Below are 19144 nucleotides of genomic sequence, written 5' to 3' on the forward strand. Positions count from 1 at the left end.
CTCTAACCTGCAATTAATCGAATTTGTTTGCTCTTAGGATCGCGAATTAAATAACTTACAATTTTAATTGTTATTGTGGGATGGGCGTTCCGCCCGTCCAAAAAGGACGGGCGGGACGCCCATCCCACTTTCAAGAGTGGAAGTTATCTCATTCTCATTCCTTACTTAACAAACAGCATTTCTTGATAAGTAGGCAGCGGCCACAAATCGTCAGCCACTTCACCTTCCAGAGCATCCGCATACTGGCGAACCTCATCCATCAAAGGACGAATTGTTTGCGAAGCATATTGCATATGGTCTTCTGTCGAAGCAAAATCGTGCTTGCTCAAAGCAGCACTCAATTTGCTGGCAGTATCAATCATGGACTTAACCAGCACCGCTACTTTTTCGGCACTTTCCTTTTCCAGTTCAATCCCAATCTCTTTCAATTTAGAAATCGTTCCAGAAACTTCAGCTAAATACCTCAAAGCTGCGGGGTAAATAATGGTTTTGGCCATGCTTATTACCAGTTTTGCTTCGACTTCAATTGCCAGCAAATACTGCTCAGCATAAACATCGTAACGGCTTTCCAATTCAACTGGAGTCAGAACACCTGTCTTTTCAAACAAGTCTTCAATGTATCCTTCCTTCAACACGGGTAAAGCATCTGCCGTAGTCCGCAAGTTAGCTAAACCCCGTTCCTCAACGGCCATTTTGTGCCATTTTTCGGAATAGCCGTCGCCACCAAATACAACAGCACCGTGCTCGTCCATCACTTCTTTGAGAATGGTTTGGATGGCAGCATTCAGTTCAGTTCCGTTAGCCAAATCGCTTTCTAATTTGTTAGCAATCCAGTCCAAAGAATCTGCAAGAATTGTATTCATCGCCACCAGCGGCCCGGAAACAGACTGACCGGAACCTACTGCACGGAATTCAAACCGGTTTCCAGTAAAGGCAAAGGGCGAAGTCCGGTTTCTGTCTCCAGCATCCTTCATGAAAGTAGGCAGTGTTTCTACACCTAAGTTCATAATTCCCCGACCTTTAGAGTCCTTAACTTCTCCTCGGCTAATTTGCCCGAAGATATCTTCTAATTGCGAACCCAAATAGACAGAGATAATTGCTGGTGGAGCCTCATTTGCACCCAATCGGTGGTCGTTGCTGGCAGTAGCAACTACCGCGCGCAATAGCGGCCCGTATTTGTGAACTCCGCGAATCACAGCGCCGCAGAACACTAGAAATTGTATGTTCGAGTGCGGTGTATCGCCGGGGTCTAATAAGTTTCCTTGGGTGGCATTGCCGACCGACCAGTTGACGTGTTTGCCAGAACCGTTAATGCCGGCGAAAGGCTTCTCGTGCAGCAAACACATAAAACCGTGTTTCTTCGCAGTGTTGCGGAGAATTGTCATGGTTAATTGTTGGTGGTCGCTGGCGACGTTTGCAGCTTCAAAAACTGGTGCAATTTCAAACTGACCGGGAGCTACTTCGTTGTGGCGGGTTTTGGCAGGAATTCCCAGCCGGTACATTCTTTCTTCTACTTCCTGCATGAAGACTTGAACGCGCTCTGGAATCGCTCCAAAATAGTGGTCGTCAAATTGCTGACCTTTGGCAGGAGGTTTGCCAAACAGGGTGCGACCTGCTAGCAGTAAATCGGGGCGGTTGTTGGTGAAATTGGCATCTACCAGGAAGTATTCTTGTTCGGAACCGCAACTGGAATTTACCGGAGCAACTTCGGTATTGCCTAATAGCTTTAACACTCGAGTTGCTGCTTTGTTCATGGCGGCAATCGAACGCAACAGCGGCGTTTTCTTGTCTAAGGCTTCACCTGTCCAGGAGATGAAAACAGTGGGAATGCACAATGTCATGCCGTTGTCTGTTTCCATGACATAAGCAGGGCTGGTGACATCCCAGGCTGTATATCCGCGAGCGGCGGCGGTGGAACGGATGCCGCCGTTGGGGAATGAGGAGCCATCGGGTTCGCCTTGTACGAGAACTTTGCCTGCAAATTCTGAGATGACGGAACCGTCGCCTTGCACTGAGATGAAACCGTCGTGCTTTTCGGCGGTACCGTTGGTTAGCGGGTAGAATACGTGGGCGTAGTAGAGGGCTCCTTTGGAAATAGCCCAATCTTTCATTGCTACTGCAACTACATCAGCTACGGAAGCATCGAGTTTTTGGCCGGTTTGAACGGTGTTTTTTACTGATTTGAAAATGCTTTTGGGCAGACTTTCTTGCATCTTGCTCAGAGTAAAAACGTCTGTTGCCCACATATCTTCTAGCCGCTTGGGAGGCCGACCAGGCATCAGTTTGCGGTTGACGATTTGAGAAATTGCTTGAACGCGCGATTCGTTTCCACTCATGGTTATTTTTATTGGTATTGCGGGACGAGTAGTTGAAAAAAAATAGATGTTAGCAAAAGTCTAACGATTGACGAATATCCTGGATTTACCCAAGATTTTTTGTCAAAGCTAACTTTTGGGAGAATGCCCTTTTTGGGAGGCTCGAAAAGATTGGAGGAGCGAGGCGCCATGACTTCGCCGTCCATCGGGTGTGACAATCCAGTGTGAGATGCGGTTGGATTGCGGTTATTAACAAGAAGATAGATGGCAAGAGCCTGTACAAACTTGAGTCAACATTATAGATGTCTGCACTGCACAAATTTATTAACTAATCTTCACCCTGGTCAGCTCAAAAATTTTGTGCGAATCAATTCCGATGAATTCAGGTCAAAACTACTTATGGTTTTTAACGGTTCGACGATCGATAAATCGCAGTCCAGCAAACAACGCACTCGTTTAGGAGTTTTGGAGAATTATGGAGAGTACACAATCTACACTTGGAGAGTTTAAACAATCATTAACCAAATAAATGTATTGTAGGCTACAGAATTTTATGTTTTTTTCAGAAAGGTCGATCGCACCGATCGCACACAACCGCAGGATTTCAGTTTAACAGGGCATGGGGCATGGGGCATGGGGCATGGGGCATACCTCATCACGCGATCGAACCGCTATATGATAAATAAAGTCTTGCAACTCTTCTCAAAGTTGGTGCGACAATTTGCCTGAGAAATCTTTAGGAGATTTGGGAACTTATTAAACTGTTATAGCCGCAGTTTATTGAGCATAAATGAATAAGTTGGTAATTTTTAGTTAACTCGTTGGTAATCCGAAGACTTCAGAGCATGAGCCAAAAAGCGTTCTGTGTAGTACAAAGCTAATTGATTGCTCGGCCCATTAAAAACTGCATCAAAGGCGTGTTCAGCCCAAGGAATTTCGAGCAAAATAGCCCGTGAAGCGAAGCTATCCCGTAGGGAATCGCCCGTGGTTCGCAATCGTTCGTAGAGCGATCGACCAAACTTGGGCTGAACGATATGGTCGCGACCTGCATAAACCAGTAGAGAAGGGGGAAGATTCGGTTTAATATAATTGATGGGAGAAGCCCGACGGTAAAGCTCATTGAGTTCGTCTGGCGTTCCTCCCAGAAAGGCACGCAAGACGGCTCGAACATTTATGGCATCAGGAAAAGGTGGGTCATTGTATCCGCGGATCAGGTCATTTGGCCCGTAATAGTTGACCACTGCTCGAACAGGAAGTATACTAGAATCATAAGCAGTTAGCATTGCTAAATGGGCACCTGCCGACCTTCCCATAATAGCAATTCGATCGAGATCGATTTCCCAATCAGCAGCATGAGTTTTGATATAAGAAAGAGCGGCTTGTACGTCCTCAAGCTGAGCAGGAAATCGATACTTGGGAGCGTGGCGATAATCAATTGCAACCACACAATAGCCTTGGCCTGCCATATAGCGGCTGAATTCTTCATTGGCATCGGGATTGCCTCTCTGCCAAGCTCCCCCGTAGAGTGTGATAATCGCCGGATATTTGCCAATTTGCATCGGCCGATAAAGGTTTAGTTGCAGTGAAACTCCGTCAGGGTTGGCAAATTCAATAGCCCGATCGATCCTAACCTCTTTGATAGGAATTCCTCGGAACGCATCTGCAAGGATAAACGGTTGAGGGCGTAGCTGCGCGCGATCGGCTTGAGGAACGGCTGCTAAATAGTTTTCCCCTAAAACTGCTTGCATTTGGGTAGCTACCGCTGCATTGGCTGCTGGGAACTGAATCAGGGGTAGCAGGCCAAGGATTAGGGCGAACAGGTTACAAATTGACAAAATAATGTAGACTTTGCCTTGATGCCGTCTGAGCAGGTTCAGCAGAAGGGCGATCGTATTGATACCGACCAACCAAGGACTGATTTCTGGTGCTCCCACCGCCAAAGGGTACAGGAACATCGTGGGTGCTGGTACGATGACCCAGAGACTGAGAAATAGGGCGATCGCACTCAGGAACCAAGAAATAAATGGCGAGATTAAGAATGCTGCCAATAAGGGTAACTTTTTGCGGTTCTTCTTGTGGATCATCGGATTTTCGCAGCCTAATTTTTAATCAGTTTAAATTAATCTCGCGGTTTTTGTTGGTAAGTCGATCGCCTCTGGTATTTTACCCAACCAGCAGCTTCATTGACTCCGACATCCTGCGTCGGTTGAAAATGCTTTGCATCGTTCTATTTTCATTTTTGGGGTTGTTCGCTGTTTCTGGAAATCTTAAGTTGAGGTTGTCCCGCTAAACTAGCTGTATGGGTTTTTACTCATCAAAAGTCTGGCTATTATTCCGATTTTGGTAGTTAGACAGGACTTAGGCACGGGTGTCTATAAACCGGTTTTTTTTACGAGTCTACTTCGTTGCACTAGGCGATTGCCAATAAAAAAACCCGGTTTCTTTACTGACTCGTTAAGTCTCGAAGTTTATCTCGAAAATAACAGAAGCTTGGTGACAAATTATTATCTACGTCCATGAGGGGAGGAATCTTGTTAGCCCAGTTTGTTTTCTCTAAACCAATTGCTTGCCCACCTTGTTTAGATAATTTTTGTTTGCCACCGGAAAACACCGCATCAGCTAACTTCTCCCAAGTCCCACAGATACTATCATTGGTGTAAGAATTTAGGACTACTTCTTTTGCTCTCGGATAAGCTGCCTTAACTGCTGCTAAATCGCCTAGATACCATGCTTCTCCTTCTTCAATTGCTATGCAAAATTGCGTCTTTGGCGGAGGATTACACTTATCTACAATATCTAGTAGTTCTCTGCGAAACGTACTGAGGCATCGGTCATCAAGGTCGCAAATTACAATGAGGACAGCAGGGTAATCAGGAGGATATTGAGAGAATGTTTGGCCGATGCCTTGAATAAGTCGCGGAAGCTGGTCGAGCAGAATTCGTTTATTGGCTTCAGAAGCAGATTTTAAACCTTTAGGAATATGCCCAACTCCTTTGTAAGGATGGATCTTAAATGTGTGTTGTTCGGTGCTAATAATCTTTGGTATAAGAATTTCAAGAGCAGTTTTTCCAGAAATATCCTCGACAAGTATCTCAAAGTGCATTTATTCACCTTTTATCTAGATAATCGCTGTACCAAAGTCCGCCAAGGGGCAATCCTTCAGAAACAAGGTTATTAATGAGAGAATCTTCGCTAGCTCGTCTGATTGTAGAAAAACCATCCTCGCCCTTTTCAAGTACCCAAACCTCTTCAGGTTCAAGAGCATCTACAAAATAGGGTTGATGTGTTGTAACAAATACTTGCGATCTACTTCTTCGAGCTTTAGCGTGTTCTCGAAATTCTTGGGCTAGAGTTTCTAAAAGCTTATGGTAAAGTCCGTTTTCTGGTTCTTCAATGCACAAAAATGGCGGTGGTGAGGGGTCTTCTAAAAGAAGGAGATAGGCAAATACCTTCAGTGTTCCGTCTGACATTTGTTGAGCATAAAACGGTTCTTGAAAACCTCGATCGTTGAACTGCAGCAGAAGTCTACCGTCTGGACTTTTTGTGGTGCTAATCTTTTCCACCCCTGGAATCTTACTAGATATTTTTTGCAGAATTGATTGGAATTTCTTAGGATGCTCTCTCTCCATAAATTGAACCACATTTCCTAGATTATTTCCATGAATATTCAAATGTTTTTGTGGCCCAGCCAGAGGTAAGCTACGGGCAGCGTCTGGTGTGAAATAGCTGAGATACCATCCTTCGATAAATCTACGAAATGCGGAAATTCTTGGGTGTTGTTTGAGCGCTCCCAAAGTAGCAATTCCCAATTTTCGCTTGTCGTCTAGTTCAACGATTTCCGTTTCATTACTTTCTTCTAATATCCCACCTGTTTGAATTTTTTTTATTAAATTAGTTACATCAAATTTCCCTCCATCTTCATCAAAGCCTTCTGCTTCACCTTTCCATGCTAAACCCTTACCTTCATTTAAAATTAAAAAAGAAAAAGGTTGTCCTTTGAGTTGGTTTTCTCTCCGTTGTCTAAGTCTTTCTTTTTTTACATATGGTCTTTGAGAAGAGTCAAGGTCTATTGCCAAGTCATAGGTGATTGGTCGAGCGTTACGATCCTCTTTATAGTAAATCTGAAACTCAACACTTCCCTTTTGTCCTTGCGAGCGAATTCTCTCGAAACCTCCCCGCCCACGGGAATCACAGGCTTCTTCGACTCCCCCTTTTAAGCAGTCTGCAAGAAAGCCAAAAGTGTCGAAAAGCGTGCTTTTCCCAACACCATTTTTACCGATAACGGCTGTCATTGCCGTTAGTGCCTGGGCATTTTGCGTATTCCACAGCTTGCCCATAGTAATATCACGCAGCGAGCGGTAATTTTTTACCTTAAATCCTTCTATTTTTGCCACTTAAGTTCCTCTGCTCCATTAGGAATGTTATAAGTTACTCTAACCATATAACAATTCAGTAACTCTAACATTATAGTTGATTTTACTTATTGGCTAGCATCTGCCCAAGCGCATTGAGGCACGTTCCAAATGGCCAGCACTAGCAAAACACTGCAAACTAGCTGCCTGAATCGATATCCGCTTGTCTGTTTTTGTTTCGTCATATACGTTATGGAAGATTTTGTAAAAATCAGCCTAACATTTCTCTAGTCCTACCCAATTAAACACGATGCCAGCACTACTAATTTATCCCAAAATTCTTAGTTTTTTTCTAGGTATTTTATAGTATAGCGATCGCTAACTAGGTAGGTGCAAATAAACTTTACAATGTCACAGAATGTAAAGCTATCATAACAAGAGCGATTGCTTCGTTAAGCTACAAACGTTCTCAGTGCTTGCTTTACAGATTTTTGAAATTTATGGAAACCTCAAATCGGAACGCAATTAAATTGTAGACCAAGTGTATTTATCAGGTAAAATCGAGTCTAATCCTTTAATTTCTGAGGCATAGTCTCATGCCCATTCCCAAACTCAGTGAAACAACGATCGAGCTTCACACCTCTGCCCAATCCCTCAAGCGGGGTGAAGCTTACTATTTAGCTGGCAACGTTACTAGGGCAGTCCGGCGCGGCAATATGGTGCAAGCAGTAGTGGAGGGTTCCGAAGTGGAACCCTACCGTGTTACTCTGCCCTTTGATGATGCCGGATTAGCCTCTACATTATTCTGCACTTGTCCTTACGAGAACGGTGGGTGGTGTAAACACATTGTTGCGACGCTGTTATTGTGTATGCGGCAACCAGAAATAATTGAGCAGGGTCCGACACTGGAACAATTGCTCGATCGCCTCAACGATGTACAAACCCAGCAATTAATACAGCATTTAGTAAAAAAAGAACCATCACTCATTGATGCGATCGAACAATACATTAACTTAAGTGCTATTCCTGCACCTTCAAACAAACCAGCCAAAGCACCCCGCCACACCTCCATCGATCCTGCTCCCTTTCGACACCAAGTACGACGAATTTTGCGAGAGGCTGTGAGGTATTTGGAGGATGGATGGGAGGAAGACCCGATTACAGAAGAACTTTTAGATGTAATTCAGCGAGCCCAGGAATTCAGCGCACAGGGGGATGGCAACAATGCCTTAGTAATTTTAGAAGCCATCACCACAGCCTGCGTTGAAGATTGGAATGATGTAGAAGAATTTGGCGCTGACAATTCTGAGATAGCTAACGCTTTGAATGAAGCTTGGACAGAAGCCATTTTGACGGCTCAACTAACTACTGAAGAAGAGATCGATCTCCAGGTGATGTTAGAAGCTTGGCAAGATGAATGGGATTGTGATTTCAGTATGAGCTTGGAAGCTTTACGCCAAGGTTGGGACGACCCCCTACTCGAACAGGTACTTGAAGGAAACATTACTGGGTCAGGAGTTTGGGCTGGTGACGCACCAAACTGTGCTCACGACTTAGCATTGATTCGCTTGCAAATCCTCGATCGCCAGGAACGCGATCGAGAATACTTATACTTAGCCCAAGCAGAAGGTTGTACTCAACAATACTTGACGATGTTAACTCGTTTGGGGAGAGTAGAAGAAGCAGTGGAAGCTGCTGCTACCCAGATGCAATCAGCAGAAGATGCTTTTGCTCTCGTTCAAACTTTAAAACAACAGGGAGCCTTAGAACAAGCTCTGAAAATTTGTCAAGCTGGGTTAAATTTGTCAGGTCGTTGCCATTACGAACTGGCAACATCAATGAGTGAGTTGGCTGTTGAGTTGGGCGAAGACGAAGTTGCGTTAAATGCTAGAATCCAGATATTTAAAATCAAACCGTCTTTTAGCGATTATAGTTTAGTGAAGGAGTTAGCAAGAGATAGTTGGTCAACTTTGAAACCAGATTTGTTAGCAACTCTGAAAAGTAAGGAAAGTTGGAATTTTTCTGACGCGAAGGTTGATATCTTTCTGGATGAGGGAATGATTGAAGATGCGATCGCCCTTGCTAATGGCTTGAGTTATTACGACTCAGCACTTATTCACCGAGTAATGGGGGCTGCTATCAGCCACAGCCCCGATTGGGTAATCACCAATGCTTGTCGGCGTGCTGCATCGATTATGGATCAGGGGAAATCAAGCGAGTACAATCTGGCGATTAAGTGGTTGGAGAAAGCCCGCGCTGCCTATTTACACACTGGGCAAAATCTTCAGTGGTCTACTTATCGTTCTCAACTGATGCAAGTACACAGTCGGAAGCGGAAGTTGATGGAAATGCTCAAAAGTCCCGATTTAGATTGAGCCTTAAGTTTACCGTAAACCCAAGTGAAAGCGACTCAACCCCGGATCGAATAAACCTTACTTAATTTTTGCTTTTGCGGCCCTAGATTCCACTGTGAATCCTGGAATATCTTGCAGTTCAGTTTCGCTCAAACTGTACTGTTCGCAAACCAAACTCAAACGAGTGCCGGTACTTTTAACGGCGTTGACAGAGTGAGTCAAATCTCCTTGAAAATAGATTAGCGAGTTGGCTTGTGGCTTAATCTGGCCGACTTGCTGTTTGTTGCGCCGCAGTATCAATTCTCCTCCTTGCAAGTTCGGCGGTACTTGCACGTATAAAACGCTGACGGCTGCGGGAGGTTCAACTGTTTTGCAGTACGATCGCAAAGATCGATCGATATGCGGATCGACGCGGGAACCTTCACCCAGCAACAAAGGGTTGAGGTAAAAAGCATTGCATTCAGGCTGTAATGCTTGGTCTAGATAGGGTTTAAACAAGGGGAAGCGCCGTTCTACTTCGGCGATTTCCGAACGTTGAAACACCACGGAAAACCCTTTTGTGCCAATGAAATCGCGATTGAGGTTGTTGATTGCTAGATAAGGGGAGGCTAGAATTGCTCCTCGCAAGTCGTTGAGGTAGTCGATCGAGAAAGCGTTAGGATGTTGGCTATAGTATTTCAAGGCACTCAAAAATCATCAAAGTTTAAGGAAACAGCAGATAGAAATGCAGCAATCGCTCAGACTTGGGATTGCTTCGTTTCTCGCGGAGGACATAATAATCTTGATTTCAGTCCGCGTACTTAAGTCAAAGGTTTTTCTTAACTGCGGGCGATCGCCCGGAAGTGTCGCAACCGACTAGCAACTGCCAAATATTACTATACAGGCGATCGCCTTTCGCCGCTCGTCGTTGCGATTCGATTATATTTGCAATTCCATTATACCTGATGCCGCTGGGCAGCCGATCGCCCATTTATTTTAACTTGTGGAATTGCAGAGGCGATCGCGGAAATTGCGAGCGCATTCGGCCTCTGTTTTCTCACCGATTTATTGAGTTTGCTAGCTGGAAAACAGATGCGTATTGGGGCTTTGTCGCAAACATCTTGCTAAAACCAGCAATCCGTGCATTAGGTCAAAATGCTGGGAGGGCGATCGACAAAATTTCAGTGGCGATAGAACATTAATAAAGTTTACAAATAGAGGGGGGTCTAAAAAATACCAGCAGTCGCAACAGTTACTAAGTAATTATTTTAGATTAAATTAATATTTCACAGAGCGGAAAAAAGCAAAGCTGCCAGCTATAATTAAAGAGTGAGTGAAAAAAATAACTTTCTGAAACGATATGCCAACAACATTGTACGAAAAAATGGGTGGAGAACCAGCCATTAAAGAGATGGTAGATGATTTTTACCGCGATGTTTTGGCTGACGAGATAGTGAGCCACTTCTTCGATCATACAGATATGGAAAAGCAGCGCCACCATCAAACTGCTTTTATCTCTTATGCCCTCGGCGGCTCCGAGCAATACTCAGGCCGTTCAATGGAGAAAGCACACGCAGGTTTGAATTTACAGCCTGAACACTTTGATGCAATTGTGAAGCATTTGACCGATGCAATAGTTACCCACGGCGCATCCCAAGAGGATCTCGAAGCAGCACTAGCTAAGGTAGCGACTTTGAAAGAGGCTGTTTTGTACAAGTAAGATCGAGTGAATGCAACTGGGTTTTTGCAGCCACTAGAATAGTGATAAAAGTGGAGATTTCGTAATTGTGAAGCGAAAGCTCCACTTTGTTTTTTGCCGGATATAATGAACCGCTTTCGAGGCGAAGGAAGTAGCCTGTAGGGTTCGTCAGCTCGCTCACTTATTAGGCAAGAAAAACGCTGCGGCCCGTGGCACCATACAATACTATTTTAAATGCGTAACAGCTTAAGTAGATTTAGTAAAGTACAGTAATTGTTCGGCCATCCATGAGAGCGACGCTGATTGTTTCTTCGGTGAAGTACAGGTTTTTAACTCTATCGCCGGCAACCTCATGCCACCGCATATCCCGTATGAGGGCGGGCGTTGGGCGGTTGAAACCCCAAGACAATCTGATCTTTCCCAATCCCGGCTTCGACTAGCTCATTTGTAATCCCATCCTCAATGCCATCGCGTTGAATCCAAATTTTGTCATCAATAATTTGGACGTGAGTTATACATCCATGCACTCGCCGTTTTTGCTGCCAACCCACATCAAACAGCATAAAGTGATTGCGATCGCGATCGACAATTAAGTGCTGATCGATTTCTCCAAAAGAATAGGGAATTTCTGCATACTTTCTTAAAATGGTCTCGATCGTTTGCCGATAAAACTCTAAGTTATCCATCTTCTAACCTCCGCTGTGTTCGCATCAAAAATTAGCAATTTTAAGTGATTAATTTCAACCATTAATTGTGGCAGCTCCTCTGAAAAAAAATCTAAAAACACGCTTTCTGGAATGGCTAAGTACAACAAACGCGCCGAATTCTGCCGCTCCAAAACTTGTGAATACATGATGTATTGACCTAGCGCCTGCTCCAAATCATGTACGGGTGATGGGCCGATAAAGCTTTTCACCTCCACTGCAATCCGCTGACCTTCTTTCTCTGCTGCCAATAACTTCTGTGCACCCAAATCTATATAAGCCGAGCGTCCTCCTATCTTCAAGGTTAAGGGATCGTTAGTAATCGTCCAACCATCATTTTCTAGAGCCGTTCTCACCGTATTGTGGTAAATGTCTTTAGCCATCTTCAGAGTACCTCATCCAACTTAATGTCGGCTCCTTGTCGCCCATTATACCCTGGCTACGGGTGGGGAATACTCAGTTTGGCTATAGTTCAGCCTTTTGCCAGATGACAACCCTTAACTGCTCATAGCAAAATCGATAATATTTCGAGTCAGAGTGTATGCCGCAATACTTCGGAAAACTCCAAACAACCGAACAGCCTTGGTCAATTATTGGCTCTGTACAATCGATCGATAAAACCGATTCCCTACGGGATAGCTGCGCTTCACGCACAATTCACTTCAACTGTACCAATTCCTCCCTAAACATCAGCATCCTCGCACCGAATTTAATCCGAGTGCGAATGTCCCCAAACCCCCCCCACCTAGGGCGGGCACGGGGGCACCGCCCCTACAAGGGGGAGGAAGAAATTATAGACCAACCCCCCCTTAGTAAGGGGGGGCAAGAAATTATAGACCAACCCCCCCTTAATAAGGGGGGGCTAGGGGGGGTAGAAAGCCGATCGCACTCAATAACCGTCCCTGACGAAGAGTGGGAAATTATACCATTTGAAGTGCGAGAAACAGACGAAAAAATAGAAATTGAAACCGCACAAATATTGATTTCCGTAAAGCGCGATCGCACTTCCATCGAATGCTTCGACAAATCGGGAAAACCCTTTGCTAGCGACTGCGATCGCAATATGGGATGGCGCGCAGGCGCAACCGCAGGCTGGAAGCGCATCGAAGCAGACGAACACTTCTACGGTTTCGGCGAACGCACCGGCTTTCTCGACAAACTCTCCGAAGTCAAGACAAACTGGACAACCGACGCCCTCGACTACAATTCCCTCACCGATGAAATGTACCAGGCGATCGCATTTTACATCGCCATGAATCCCGATCGCGCTTACGGCATCTTTTTCAACACGACATTTTGGAGTCAATTCGACATCGGCGCCCAACAACCGGGAGTTTTGCGGATGGAAACCAGAGGCCCGGAACTCGACTACTACATCATTTACGGCCCGGAACCCGCCCAAATTCTCGCCACCTACACGCAGTTAACCGGCCGGATGCCGCTTCCGCCAAAATGGGCGCTGGGATACCACCAATGCCGCTGGAGCTACGAATCCGAGGACGTTGTGCGCGAGTTGGCGAAGGAATTTCGCGATCGGGCGATTCCCTGCGATGTCATCCACCTCGACATCGACTATATGCGCGGCTACCGCGTTTTTACCTGGAGCCCGAAGCGTTTCCCCGATCCCGCGAAACTGATCGCAGACTTGAAAGCAGCGGGTTTTAAGGTTGTCACGATTGTCGATCCCGGTGTCAAGTACGAACCGGAAGCAGATTATGAGATATTCGATCGCGGTGTGGAGAATGACTATTTCGTTCGCACCGCAGAGGGAAAGCTATTCCACGGTTACGTTTGGCCGGACAAAGCGGTGTTTCCCGACTTCCTGCGGCCGGAGGTGCGCCAGTGGTGGGGCGAATTGCACAAAACTCTGACAGATGTTGGGATTGCGGGGATTTGGAACGACATGAACGAACCTGCGATCGCCGAACGGCCTTTTGGTGACGGCGGCGAACACATCAGCTTTCCCCTGGATGCACCGCAAGGCCCGGAATCCGATCGCGCTACCCACGCGGAAACGCACAATTTGTATGGGTTGATGATGGCGAAAGCTTGTTCGGAAGGGTTGCAAAAAGTGCGATCGGGCGAGCGATCTTTTGTGCTGACGCGATCGGGTTTTGCGGGCGTTCAGCGTTACTCGTCGGTATGGATGGGCGACAATCTATCGCAGTGGGAATACTTAGAAATGTCGCTACCGATGCTTTGCAATATGGGGCTTTCCGGCGTGGCGTTTGTCGGTTGCGACATCGGCGGTTTTGCGGAGAATGCAACCGCTGAACTTTTCGCGCGGTGGATGCAGGTGGGAATGCTGTATCCCTTGATGCGCGGTCATTCGGCGATTAGTACGGCGCAGCACGAACCGTGGGTTTTTGGCGATCGCACTGAGAAGATTTGCCGCGAATACATGAATTTGCGCTATCAGTTGTTGCCTTACATTTACACGTTGTTTTGGGAAGCTGCGACGACGGGAACACCGATTTTGCGACCGTTACTATATCAATTTCCGCGCGATCAGGCAACTTATCACCTTTACGATCAAGTATTACTCGGCCCGTCGCTGATGGCTGCACCTGTTTACCGGCCGGGAGTTGAACATCGCGCTGTGTATTTGCCGGAGGGGACTTGGTACGATTGGTGGACGGGCGAATGCTATCAGGGCCCGACGCACATTTTGGCTTATGCACCTTTGGAGAGAATGCCGCTTTACGTGCGGGGCGGGGGCATAATTGCGATCGCGCCTGTGAAGCAATTTGTCAGCGAAGAACCGCTTGAGTCATTAAAAATGCGAATTTGGCCCGGAAGCGGTGAATGGACGCTTTATGAGGACGATGGACACAGTTTTGAACATGAAAAAGGTGTCTGGGCAACGACTAATTACAAGGTGTATTTGGAAGGGGAAAAAATCATCGTTGAAATTGCGGCGCGCGAGGGTCAATTTTTAATATCAGAACGCGAAGTTATTGTGGAAGTTGTTGGCGTTGGCGAACAGCGATTTACAGATGATGGTACGGTGCGGCGTTTGACATTTGGATAACTTTGGCATAAAGCGGTTTATGCTATGGTGCATTGGTGTCAACTTAAGCCTAATATTCATGAGAAATCTCGCTTCTTGCCTAGTTTCGATCCCCCTAAATCCCCCTTAAGAAGGGGGACTTTGAGAAGACTCTTGTCCCCCCCTTCTTAAGGGGGGTTAGGGGGGATCGAACCCTAATCGTTAGACAGCATACCGGATACTACGTTTGACGTTAAGTGGACACGATGAAGGCTATGGTGGGATTGATTCAGGGCGATCGCTCGATCTGGTAGAGTTTGAGATGGAAAGGGCGATCGTATCCCTCGATCGAGCGATCGCCTGTGATTCCATTGTGGCTAGATAAAATTCATTTCAAAAATAGCCAAGATATTAGCAGACTAGAGCAATCCCAAAAAACATCTAACAAATTCGGCAAAGGTGTGGGATAAATTGTAAGGTAAAGGTTTTGAGGGTATAAGGAAATCGTATGGCGAGGCAAAAAAAACCTGACCAAAGAGCGATCGGGCAATACAACCACGAAAACCAACAAAGGGTAAATAACCCACCCGTCGGACTGGTTACGCCAGACACCGATCCAGATGGGGATAGCAAAAAATATGCCTACGATCCTCATCTTGACCCTCAGTTAGTTTGGGCTGGCAAAGCAGAACATACTAGCTTTGAAGTACCAACAGTCTCGCTACACGTTCACGAACGCATCGATCCGTGCAGCATTATTAAAGCAGTACGGAAGCGTAACCCAAATCAAGGTGTACAGTTATCTCTATTTGAGCAACCAGAGGAAAATCCACCGATTCGACAGGCGATCGAATTTTACAAGCACAAGCATAATTGGAGTAACCGCTTAGTTGCTGGAGACTCGCTTTTAGTGATGAATTCCCTATTAGAAAAAGAGGGAATGGCGGGACAAGTGCAGATGATTTATTTCGATCCGCCCTATGGGATTAAATATGGTTCAAATTTTCAGCCGTTTGTGAATAAGCGGGATGTGAAAGATGGGAAAGATGAGGATTTGACTCAAGAACCGGAAACGATTAAGGCGTTTCGGGATACTTGGGAATTGGGGATTCATTCTTATTTGACTTATTTAAGAGATAGATTGTTGTTGGCAAGAGAGTTGTTGTCGGAAAGTGGTAGTGTTTTTGTCCAGATTTCTGATGAGAATGTGCATCATGTTAGAGAATTGATGGATGAGGTTTTTGGAAAACTAAATTTCTGCTCTATTATCAGCGTAAAAAAAACCAGTGGTTTAGGTGCAATTTTACTTCCTACTACTCAAGATTTCTTACTTTGGTACGCCACAAATAAAACTTCTATAAGATATCAAAAGCTTTATACTGACAAGTTAGAAGCAGCAAAAGATGATGCACACTATAGTGTTGATACTTCTGGTGGACTTGTAACTTATGACAACTTAACAGGACAATTTACCAATACACAATCTTGTATATACAATTTTGAGTTTGAAGGTAATACTTTTCGCCCACCACAAACTCGACAATGGAAAACAACTTTGCCAGGAATGAATAACCTTGCTAGGGCTAATAGATTGGTCAAGGCAGGGAATTCACTAAGATATAAACGTTTTGCAGTTGATTTTCCCTTTTCCTCAATTTCTGATACTTGGCATGATATTGGTGGCGGTGTTCAAAGCCGTTCAGATCCCAAAATTTATGTAGTACAAACAGGAACTTCAGTTATACAACGTTGTATCCTAATGACCACCGACCCAGGCGACTTAGTTCTCGATATCACCTGTGGTTCCGGTACAACTGCCTATGTTGCCGAACAATGGGGACGCAGATGGATTACCTGCGATACCTCAAGAGTAGCAATAACCCTAGCCAAACAACGCTTGATGACCGCCACCTTTGACTATTACCAGTTAGCAAAACCACAAGAAGGCGTAAGCGGTAAATTTCAATACAAAACCGTCCCTCACATCACCCTCAAATCGATTGCCAATAACCCAGAAATTCGGGAAGGCATGAACCGCATAGAAATCGAACAAGCTATTAATAAATACGCCGACCAAGAAACCCTCTACGACCAACCCTTAATAGATAAATCCCGAGTCAGAGTTACTGGCCCATTTACAGTCGAGGCAGTCCCCGCCCCCATAGTCAAACCAATTGATGATGTTATCAATCCACCCGTTGCTGACCAATCAATTGCCCGTTCTGGTGAGACTCTGCGGCAATCAGAATGGCGTGATGAAATGCTAAAAACAGGAATTCGCGGTAAAAACGGGCAATACATCCTGTTTTCGCGAGTCGAAGCTTTACCCGGTACTCGCTGGCTTCATGCCGATGCCGAAACTAAACCTAACGATTTGGGAGCCAATACCGTCAAAGAATCTGGCGGCACTTATGATAAACCGATGCGAGTTGTGATTTCTTTCGGGCCAGAACACGCACCCCTAGAACAACGCCAAGTCACTCAAGCTATTGAAGAAGCACAAACTTTAGTACCCAAACCTAAATTAATTATCTTTGCCGCCTTTCAATTTGACCCTGAAGCGGCCAAAGACATCGACGAAACCAACTGGCCCGGTGTCACGCTTCTGAAAGCACAAATGAACATGGATATGCAGACAGAAGACCTTAAGAAAAAACGCGCTAGTAACGACAGCTTCTGGCTGATGGGTCAACCAGATGTCGCCCTCCGCCGCATTGATCAAGGCGAAAATAAAGATAAGTGGGAAGTAGAAGTTTTTGGCTTCGATTACTACAACACCAAAACGGGAAATATCGAGTCTGGCAGCGTTGAAAAAATTGCCGTATGGATGTTAGATACCGATTATGATGGCAGAAGCGTTTTCCCGCGTCAGGTTTTCTTCCCAATGGCAGGAGAAAAAGATGCTTGGTCGCGTCTAGCCCGCAATCTGAAAGCCGAAATTGACGAGGATTTAATTGAGTCCTATCAAGGGACGGTATCATTGCCCTTTGAAATCGGCGAGTATCAGCGCGTTGCTGTCAAGATTGTGGACGATAGAGGAATTGAGAGTTTGAAGATTATTCAGTTAACGGCATGATTTTCATTATTTATCACAATTCAAACCTTAAGCAACAAATGGAGGAATAAACCATGCTAATAGAAGAATATTTTGAGTTTTTAGCCGATGATGACATTCGAGTAAAAGGGACAAGAGTGGGAATAGAAAGCATCCTCTATGAATATATTTATCAGCAACGTTCCCCCGAAGAAATTTTAAAACATTTTTACACTTTGACCCTGGATCAAGTTTATGCGACAATCCTGTATTATTTAAACAATAAAGCCGTCTTAGATAAATATATCGAAGACTGGCTAGAATGGTCACACCAACAAAGAAAAGCCCAAGAATTAAACCCTCATCCAGCTTCGATTAGACTGCAAAAAATTAAGGAAGAAAGAAGTCAAAAAAATGCCGCTCAAGTATCTAATGGATGAAAATGTTGACCCGGTTTATCCTAATCAAATTCGGAGTAAACAAGTAGAATTAATTATTCGGGTCATTGGCGAACCTTTTATACCAGCCAAAGGAACTAAAGACCCAGAGATTTTAGAATGGTGTGAAAAATATGACTTTATCCTAGTCACGAATAACCGTAAATCTATGCCTGTTCACTTAAACGATCATTTGCAAGCCAATCGTCATATTCCTGGGATATTTATTTTAAATGCGAACTTAAGCGTTGGGCAAAATATAGATGAATTAATTTTGATTGCTGAATGTTCTTTTGTCAATGAATATCAAGATCAAATTATTCATCTACCTATCACTAAAGAGGTTTTCTGATGACTCAAGCGATATCCAAGTTAATAACTTTTGATGAGTTTCTGGAATGGAAGCCAGAAAAAGGACACCATGAACTACATAACGGAGTTATTGTTGAAATGCCAAATCCAACTGGTAAACATTCAGCTAGCGCCGGTTTTCAGGCGTTCGAGTTGGGTTTAGAAATCAGGCGATTGCAACTTCCTTACTTTATTCCCAAGGAATGTACAATTAAATTTAGCGATAACTCTGGCTACGATCCCGATGTAATTGTATTAGATAAACAAGCCGTAGCAGCCAATGAGTCTCGATGGGAAAGAGAATCAGTTATTACTCAGGGAAATTCCGTAAAATTAGTGGTTGAAGTGGTCAGCACTAATTGGCGTGATGATTATGCCCACAAAATGATTGATTATGAAGCATTAGGCATTCCTGAATATTGGATTGTAGATTATTTGGGTTTAGGTGGTAGCCGTTATATTGGTTCTCCGAAACAGCCTACTTTATCGGTATATCAGTTAGTAGATGGTGAGTATCAAATTAAGCTGTTTCGGGGAGACAAAAGGGTTGAATCAGCGGTATTCCCAGAGTTGAATGTGACCGCAGAGCAAATTTTTAATTGTGGGTAATTATTCAGACGACAAATCTTATTATACTAAAAAGTGTTTTAATATAATAAGATTCCGATCCAGCCGTCTTATTTCACTGGAATAACATAAGATAACAAGACCTCAACCTTTGTCCCTCCGTCACCCAATTATGCGATCTGGTCGATACGTCCAACAAATTGAAGGATATAGCGCCTTCATTCCAGCGCCCCTCCCTCCCGAACCGCCCATTAAAATGGACGCAGAGCTTCATCGCTTGCTCTCCAACCCACATTCCGCAGATGTGTGTGGAATTTTTTTATCAGTTGTGAAAAGTTGGAGTCAAAAAGTTTTTCCGTTTAA

At 44.8% G+C, this 19144-nt stretch carries 16 protein-coding genes and 1 pseudogene; 10 read left to right on the forward strand and 7 right to left on the reverse strand.

Going from position 1 to position 19144, the window contains the following annotated elements:
• Positions 1–161: 161 nt before the first annotated feature.
• From QT979_RS17190 to QT979_RS17205, 4 genes are all read right to left on the reverse strand, one after another.
• Entirely contained in the window at positions 162–2336 is a 2175-nt protein-coding gene (locus tag QT979_RS17190; RefSeq protein WP_333212590.1) for a glutamine synthetase III, read from the reverse strand.
• A gap of 788 nt (positions 2337–3124) precedes the next feature.
• A complete protein-coding gene (locus QT979_RS17195; protein WP_333311171.1) occupies positions 3125–4399 on the reverse strand; it encodes an alpha/beta hydrolase in 1275 nt (424 codons plus the stop codon).
• Positions 4400–4758: 359 nt separating this feature from the next.
• A complete protein-coding gene (locus QT979_RS17200) occupies positions 4759–5418 on the reverse strand; it encodes a hypothetical protein (protein WP_333212586.1) in 660 nt (219 codons plus the stop codon).
• 4 nt (positions 5419–5422) lie between these two features.
• Positions 5423–6709, reverse strand: coding sequence for an AAA family ATPase (locus tag QT979_RS17205; protein WP_333311172.1), 1287 nt, complete (start codon positions 6707–6709; stop codon positions 5423–5425).
• A 554-nt stretch (positions 6710–7263) separates the two neighbouring features.
• On the opposite strand from QT979_RS17205, the gene QT979_RS17210 reads away from it, so the two are divergent.
• A complete protein-coding gene (locus tag QT979_RS17210; protein WP_333311173.1) occupies positions 7264–9042 on the forward strand; it encodes an SWIM zinc finger family protein in 1779 nt (592 codons plus the stop codon).
• Positions 9043–9099: 57 nt separating this feature from the next.
• Here QT979_RS17210 and QT979_RS17215 read toward each other — a convergent pair whose 3' ends face one another.
• Positions 9100–9702: a 2OG-Fe(II) oxygenase gene (locus tag QT979_RS17215; protein ID WP_333311174.1), complete on the reverse strand. Its 603-nt coding sequence runs from the start codon at positions 9700–9702 to the stop codon at positions 9100–9102.
• A gap of 161 nt (positions 9703–9863) precedes the next feature.
• Here QT979_RS17215 and QT979_RS17220 point away from each other — a divergent pair, with 161 nt between their 5' ends.
• Together QT979_RS17220 and QT979_RS17225 are read left to right on the forward strand one after the other, a co-directional pair.
• Positions 9864–10202, forward strand: a complete 339-nt coding sequence (locus QT979_RS17220; protein ID WP_333311175.1) for a hypothetical protein — start codon at positions 9864–9866, stop codon at positions 10200–10202.
• A 158-nt stretch (positions 10203–10360) separates the two neighbouring features.
• On the forward strand, positions 10361–10720 hold the full coding sequence (locus tag QT979_RS17225) for a group 1 truncated hemoglobin (protein ID WP_333212579.1): 360 nt from the start codon (positions 10361–10363) through the stop codon (positions 10718–10720).
• 329 nt (positions 10721–11049) lie between these two features.
• Here QT979_RS17225 and QT979_RS17230 read toward each other — a convergent pair whose 3' ends face one another.
• Both QT979_RS17230 and QT979_RS17235 read right to left on the reverse strand, forming a co-directional pair.
• On the reverse strand, positions 11050–11385 hold the full coding sequence (locus QT979_RS17230) for a XisI protein (protein WP_333102648.1): 336 nt from the start codon (positions 11383–11385) through the stop codon (positions 11050–11052).
• Positions 11373–11786, reverse strand: a complete 414-nt coding sequence (locus tag QT979_RS17235) for an element excision factor XisH family protein (protein WP_333102649.1) — start codon at positions 11784–11786, stop codon at positions 11373–11375. The genes QT979_RS17230 and QT979_RS17235 overlap by 13 nt, the downstream gene beginning before the upstream one ends.
• Positions 11787–11944: 158 nt before the next feature.
• On the opposite strand from QT979_RS17235, the gene QT979_RS17240 reads away from it, so the two are divergent.
• From QT979_RS17240 to QT979_RS17270, 7 genes and pseudogenes are all read left to right on the forward strand, one after another.
• Positions 11945–14434, forward strand: coding sequence for a glycoside hydrolase family 31 protein (locus QT979_RS17240; protein WP_333311176.1), 2490 nt, complete (start codon positions 11945–11947; stop codon positions 14432–14434).
• A gap of 205 nt (positions 14435–14639) precedes the next feature.
• Entirely contained in the window at positions 14640–14777 is a 138-nt protein-coding gene (locus QT979_RS17245; protein ID WP_333311177.1) for a hypothetical protein, read from the forward strand.
• Positions 14778–14900: 123 nt separating this feature from the next.
• Positions 14901–17468, forward strand: coding sequence for a site-specific DNA-methyltransferase (locus tag QT979_RS17250; RefSeq protein ID WP_333311178.1), 2568 nt, complete (start codon positions 14901–14903; stop codon positions 17466–17468).
• Positions 17469–17521: 53 nt separating this feature from the next.
• On the forward strand, positions 17522–17866 hold the full coding sequence (locus tag QT979_RS17255) for a DUF433 domain-containing protein (RefSeq protein WP_333311179.1): 345 nt from the start codon (positions 17522–17524) through the stop codon (positions 17864–17866).
• Entirely contained in the window at positions 17859–18215 is a 357-nt protein-coding gene (locus tag QT979_RS17260) for a hypothetical protein (RefSeq protein WP_333311180.1), read from the forward strand. Before QT979_RS17255 ends, QT979_RS17260 begins: the two co-directional genes overlap by 8 nt.
• Positions 18215–18823 (forward strand): Uma2 family endonuclease, encoded by a 609-nt coding sequence (locus tag QT979_RS17265; RefSeq protein WP_333311181.1) that lies wholly within the window; start codon positions 18215–18217, stop codon positions 18821–18823. The genes QT979_RS17260 and QT979_RS17265 overlap by 1 nt, the downstream gene beginning before the upstream one ends.
• 130 nt (positions 18824–18953) lie before the next feature.
• Positions 18954–19144: pseudogene (locus QT979_RS17270) on the forward strand (hypothetical protein); the annotation flags it as partial.

It is taken from the genome of Microcoleus sp. w2-18bC1 (genome assembly GCF_036700365.1).
Lineage (GTDB): Bacteria > Cyanobacteriota > Cyanobacteriia > Cyanobacteriales > Microcoleaceae > Microcoleus.

Coding starts and splice junctions, on each gene's coding strand:
- QT979_RS17190 (WP_333212590.1), bottom strand. CDS start 2,336: ATGAGTGGAAACGAATCGCGCGTTCAAGCAATTTCTCAAATCGTCAAC.
- QT979_RS17195 (WP_333311171.1), bottom strand. CDS start 4,399: ATGATCCACAAGAAGAACCGCAAAAAGTTACCCTTATTGGCAGCATTC.
- QT979_RS17200 (WP_333212586.1), bottom strand. CDS start 5,418: ATGCACTTTGAGATACTTGTCGAGGATATTTCTGGAAAAACTGCTCTT.
- QT979_RS17210 (WP_333311173.1), top strand. CDS start 7,264: ATGCCCATTCCCAAACTCAGTGAAACAACGATCGAGCTTCACACCTCT.
- QT979_RS17225 (WP_333212579.1), top strand. CDS start 10,361: ATGCCAACAACATTGTACGAAAAAATGGGTGGAGAACCAGCCATTAAA.
- QT979_RS17230 (WP_333102648.1), bottom strand. CDS start 11,385: ATGGATAACTTAGAGTTTTATCGGCAAACGATCGAGACCATTTTAAGA.
- QT979_RS17235 (WP_333102649.1), bottom strand. CDS start 11,786: ATGGCTAAAGACATTTACCACAATACGGTGAGAACGGCTCTAGAAAAT.
- QT979_RS17240 (WP_333311176.1), top strand. CDS start 11,945: ATGCCGCAATACTTCGGAAAACTCCAAACAACCGAACAGCCTTGGTCA.
- QT979_RS17250 (WP_333311178.1), top strand. CDS start 14,901: ATGGCGAGGCAAAAAAAACCTGACCAAAGAGCGATCGGGCAATACAAC.
- QT979_RS17255 (WP_333311179.1), top strand. CDS start 17,522: ATGCTAATAGAAGAATATTTTGAGTTTTTAGCCGATGATGACATTCGA.
- QT979_RS17260 (WP_333311180.1), top strand. CDS start 17,859: ATGGATGAAAATGTTGACCCGGTTTATCCTAATCAAATTCGGAGTAAA.
- QT979_RS17265 (WP_333311181.1), top strand. CDS start 18,215: ATGACTCAAGCGATATCCAAGTTAATAACTTTTGATGAGTTTCTGGAA.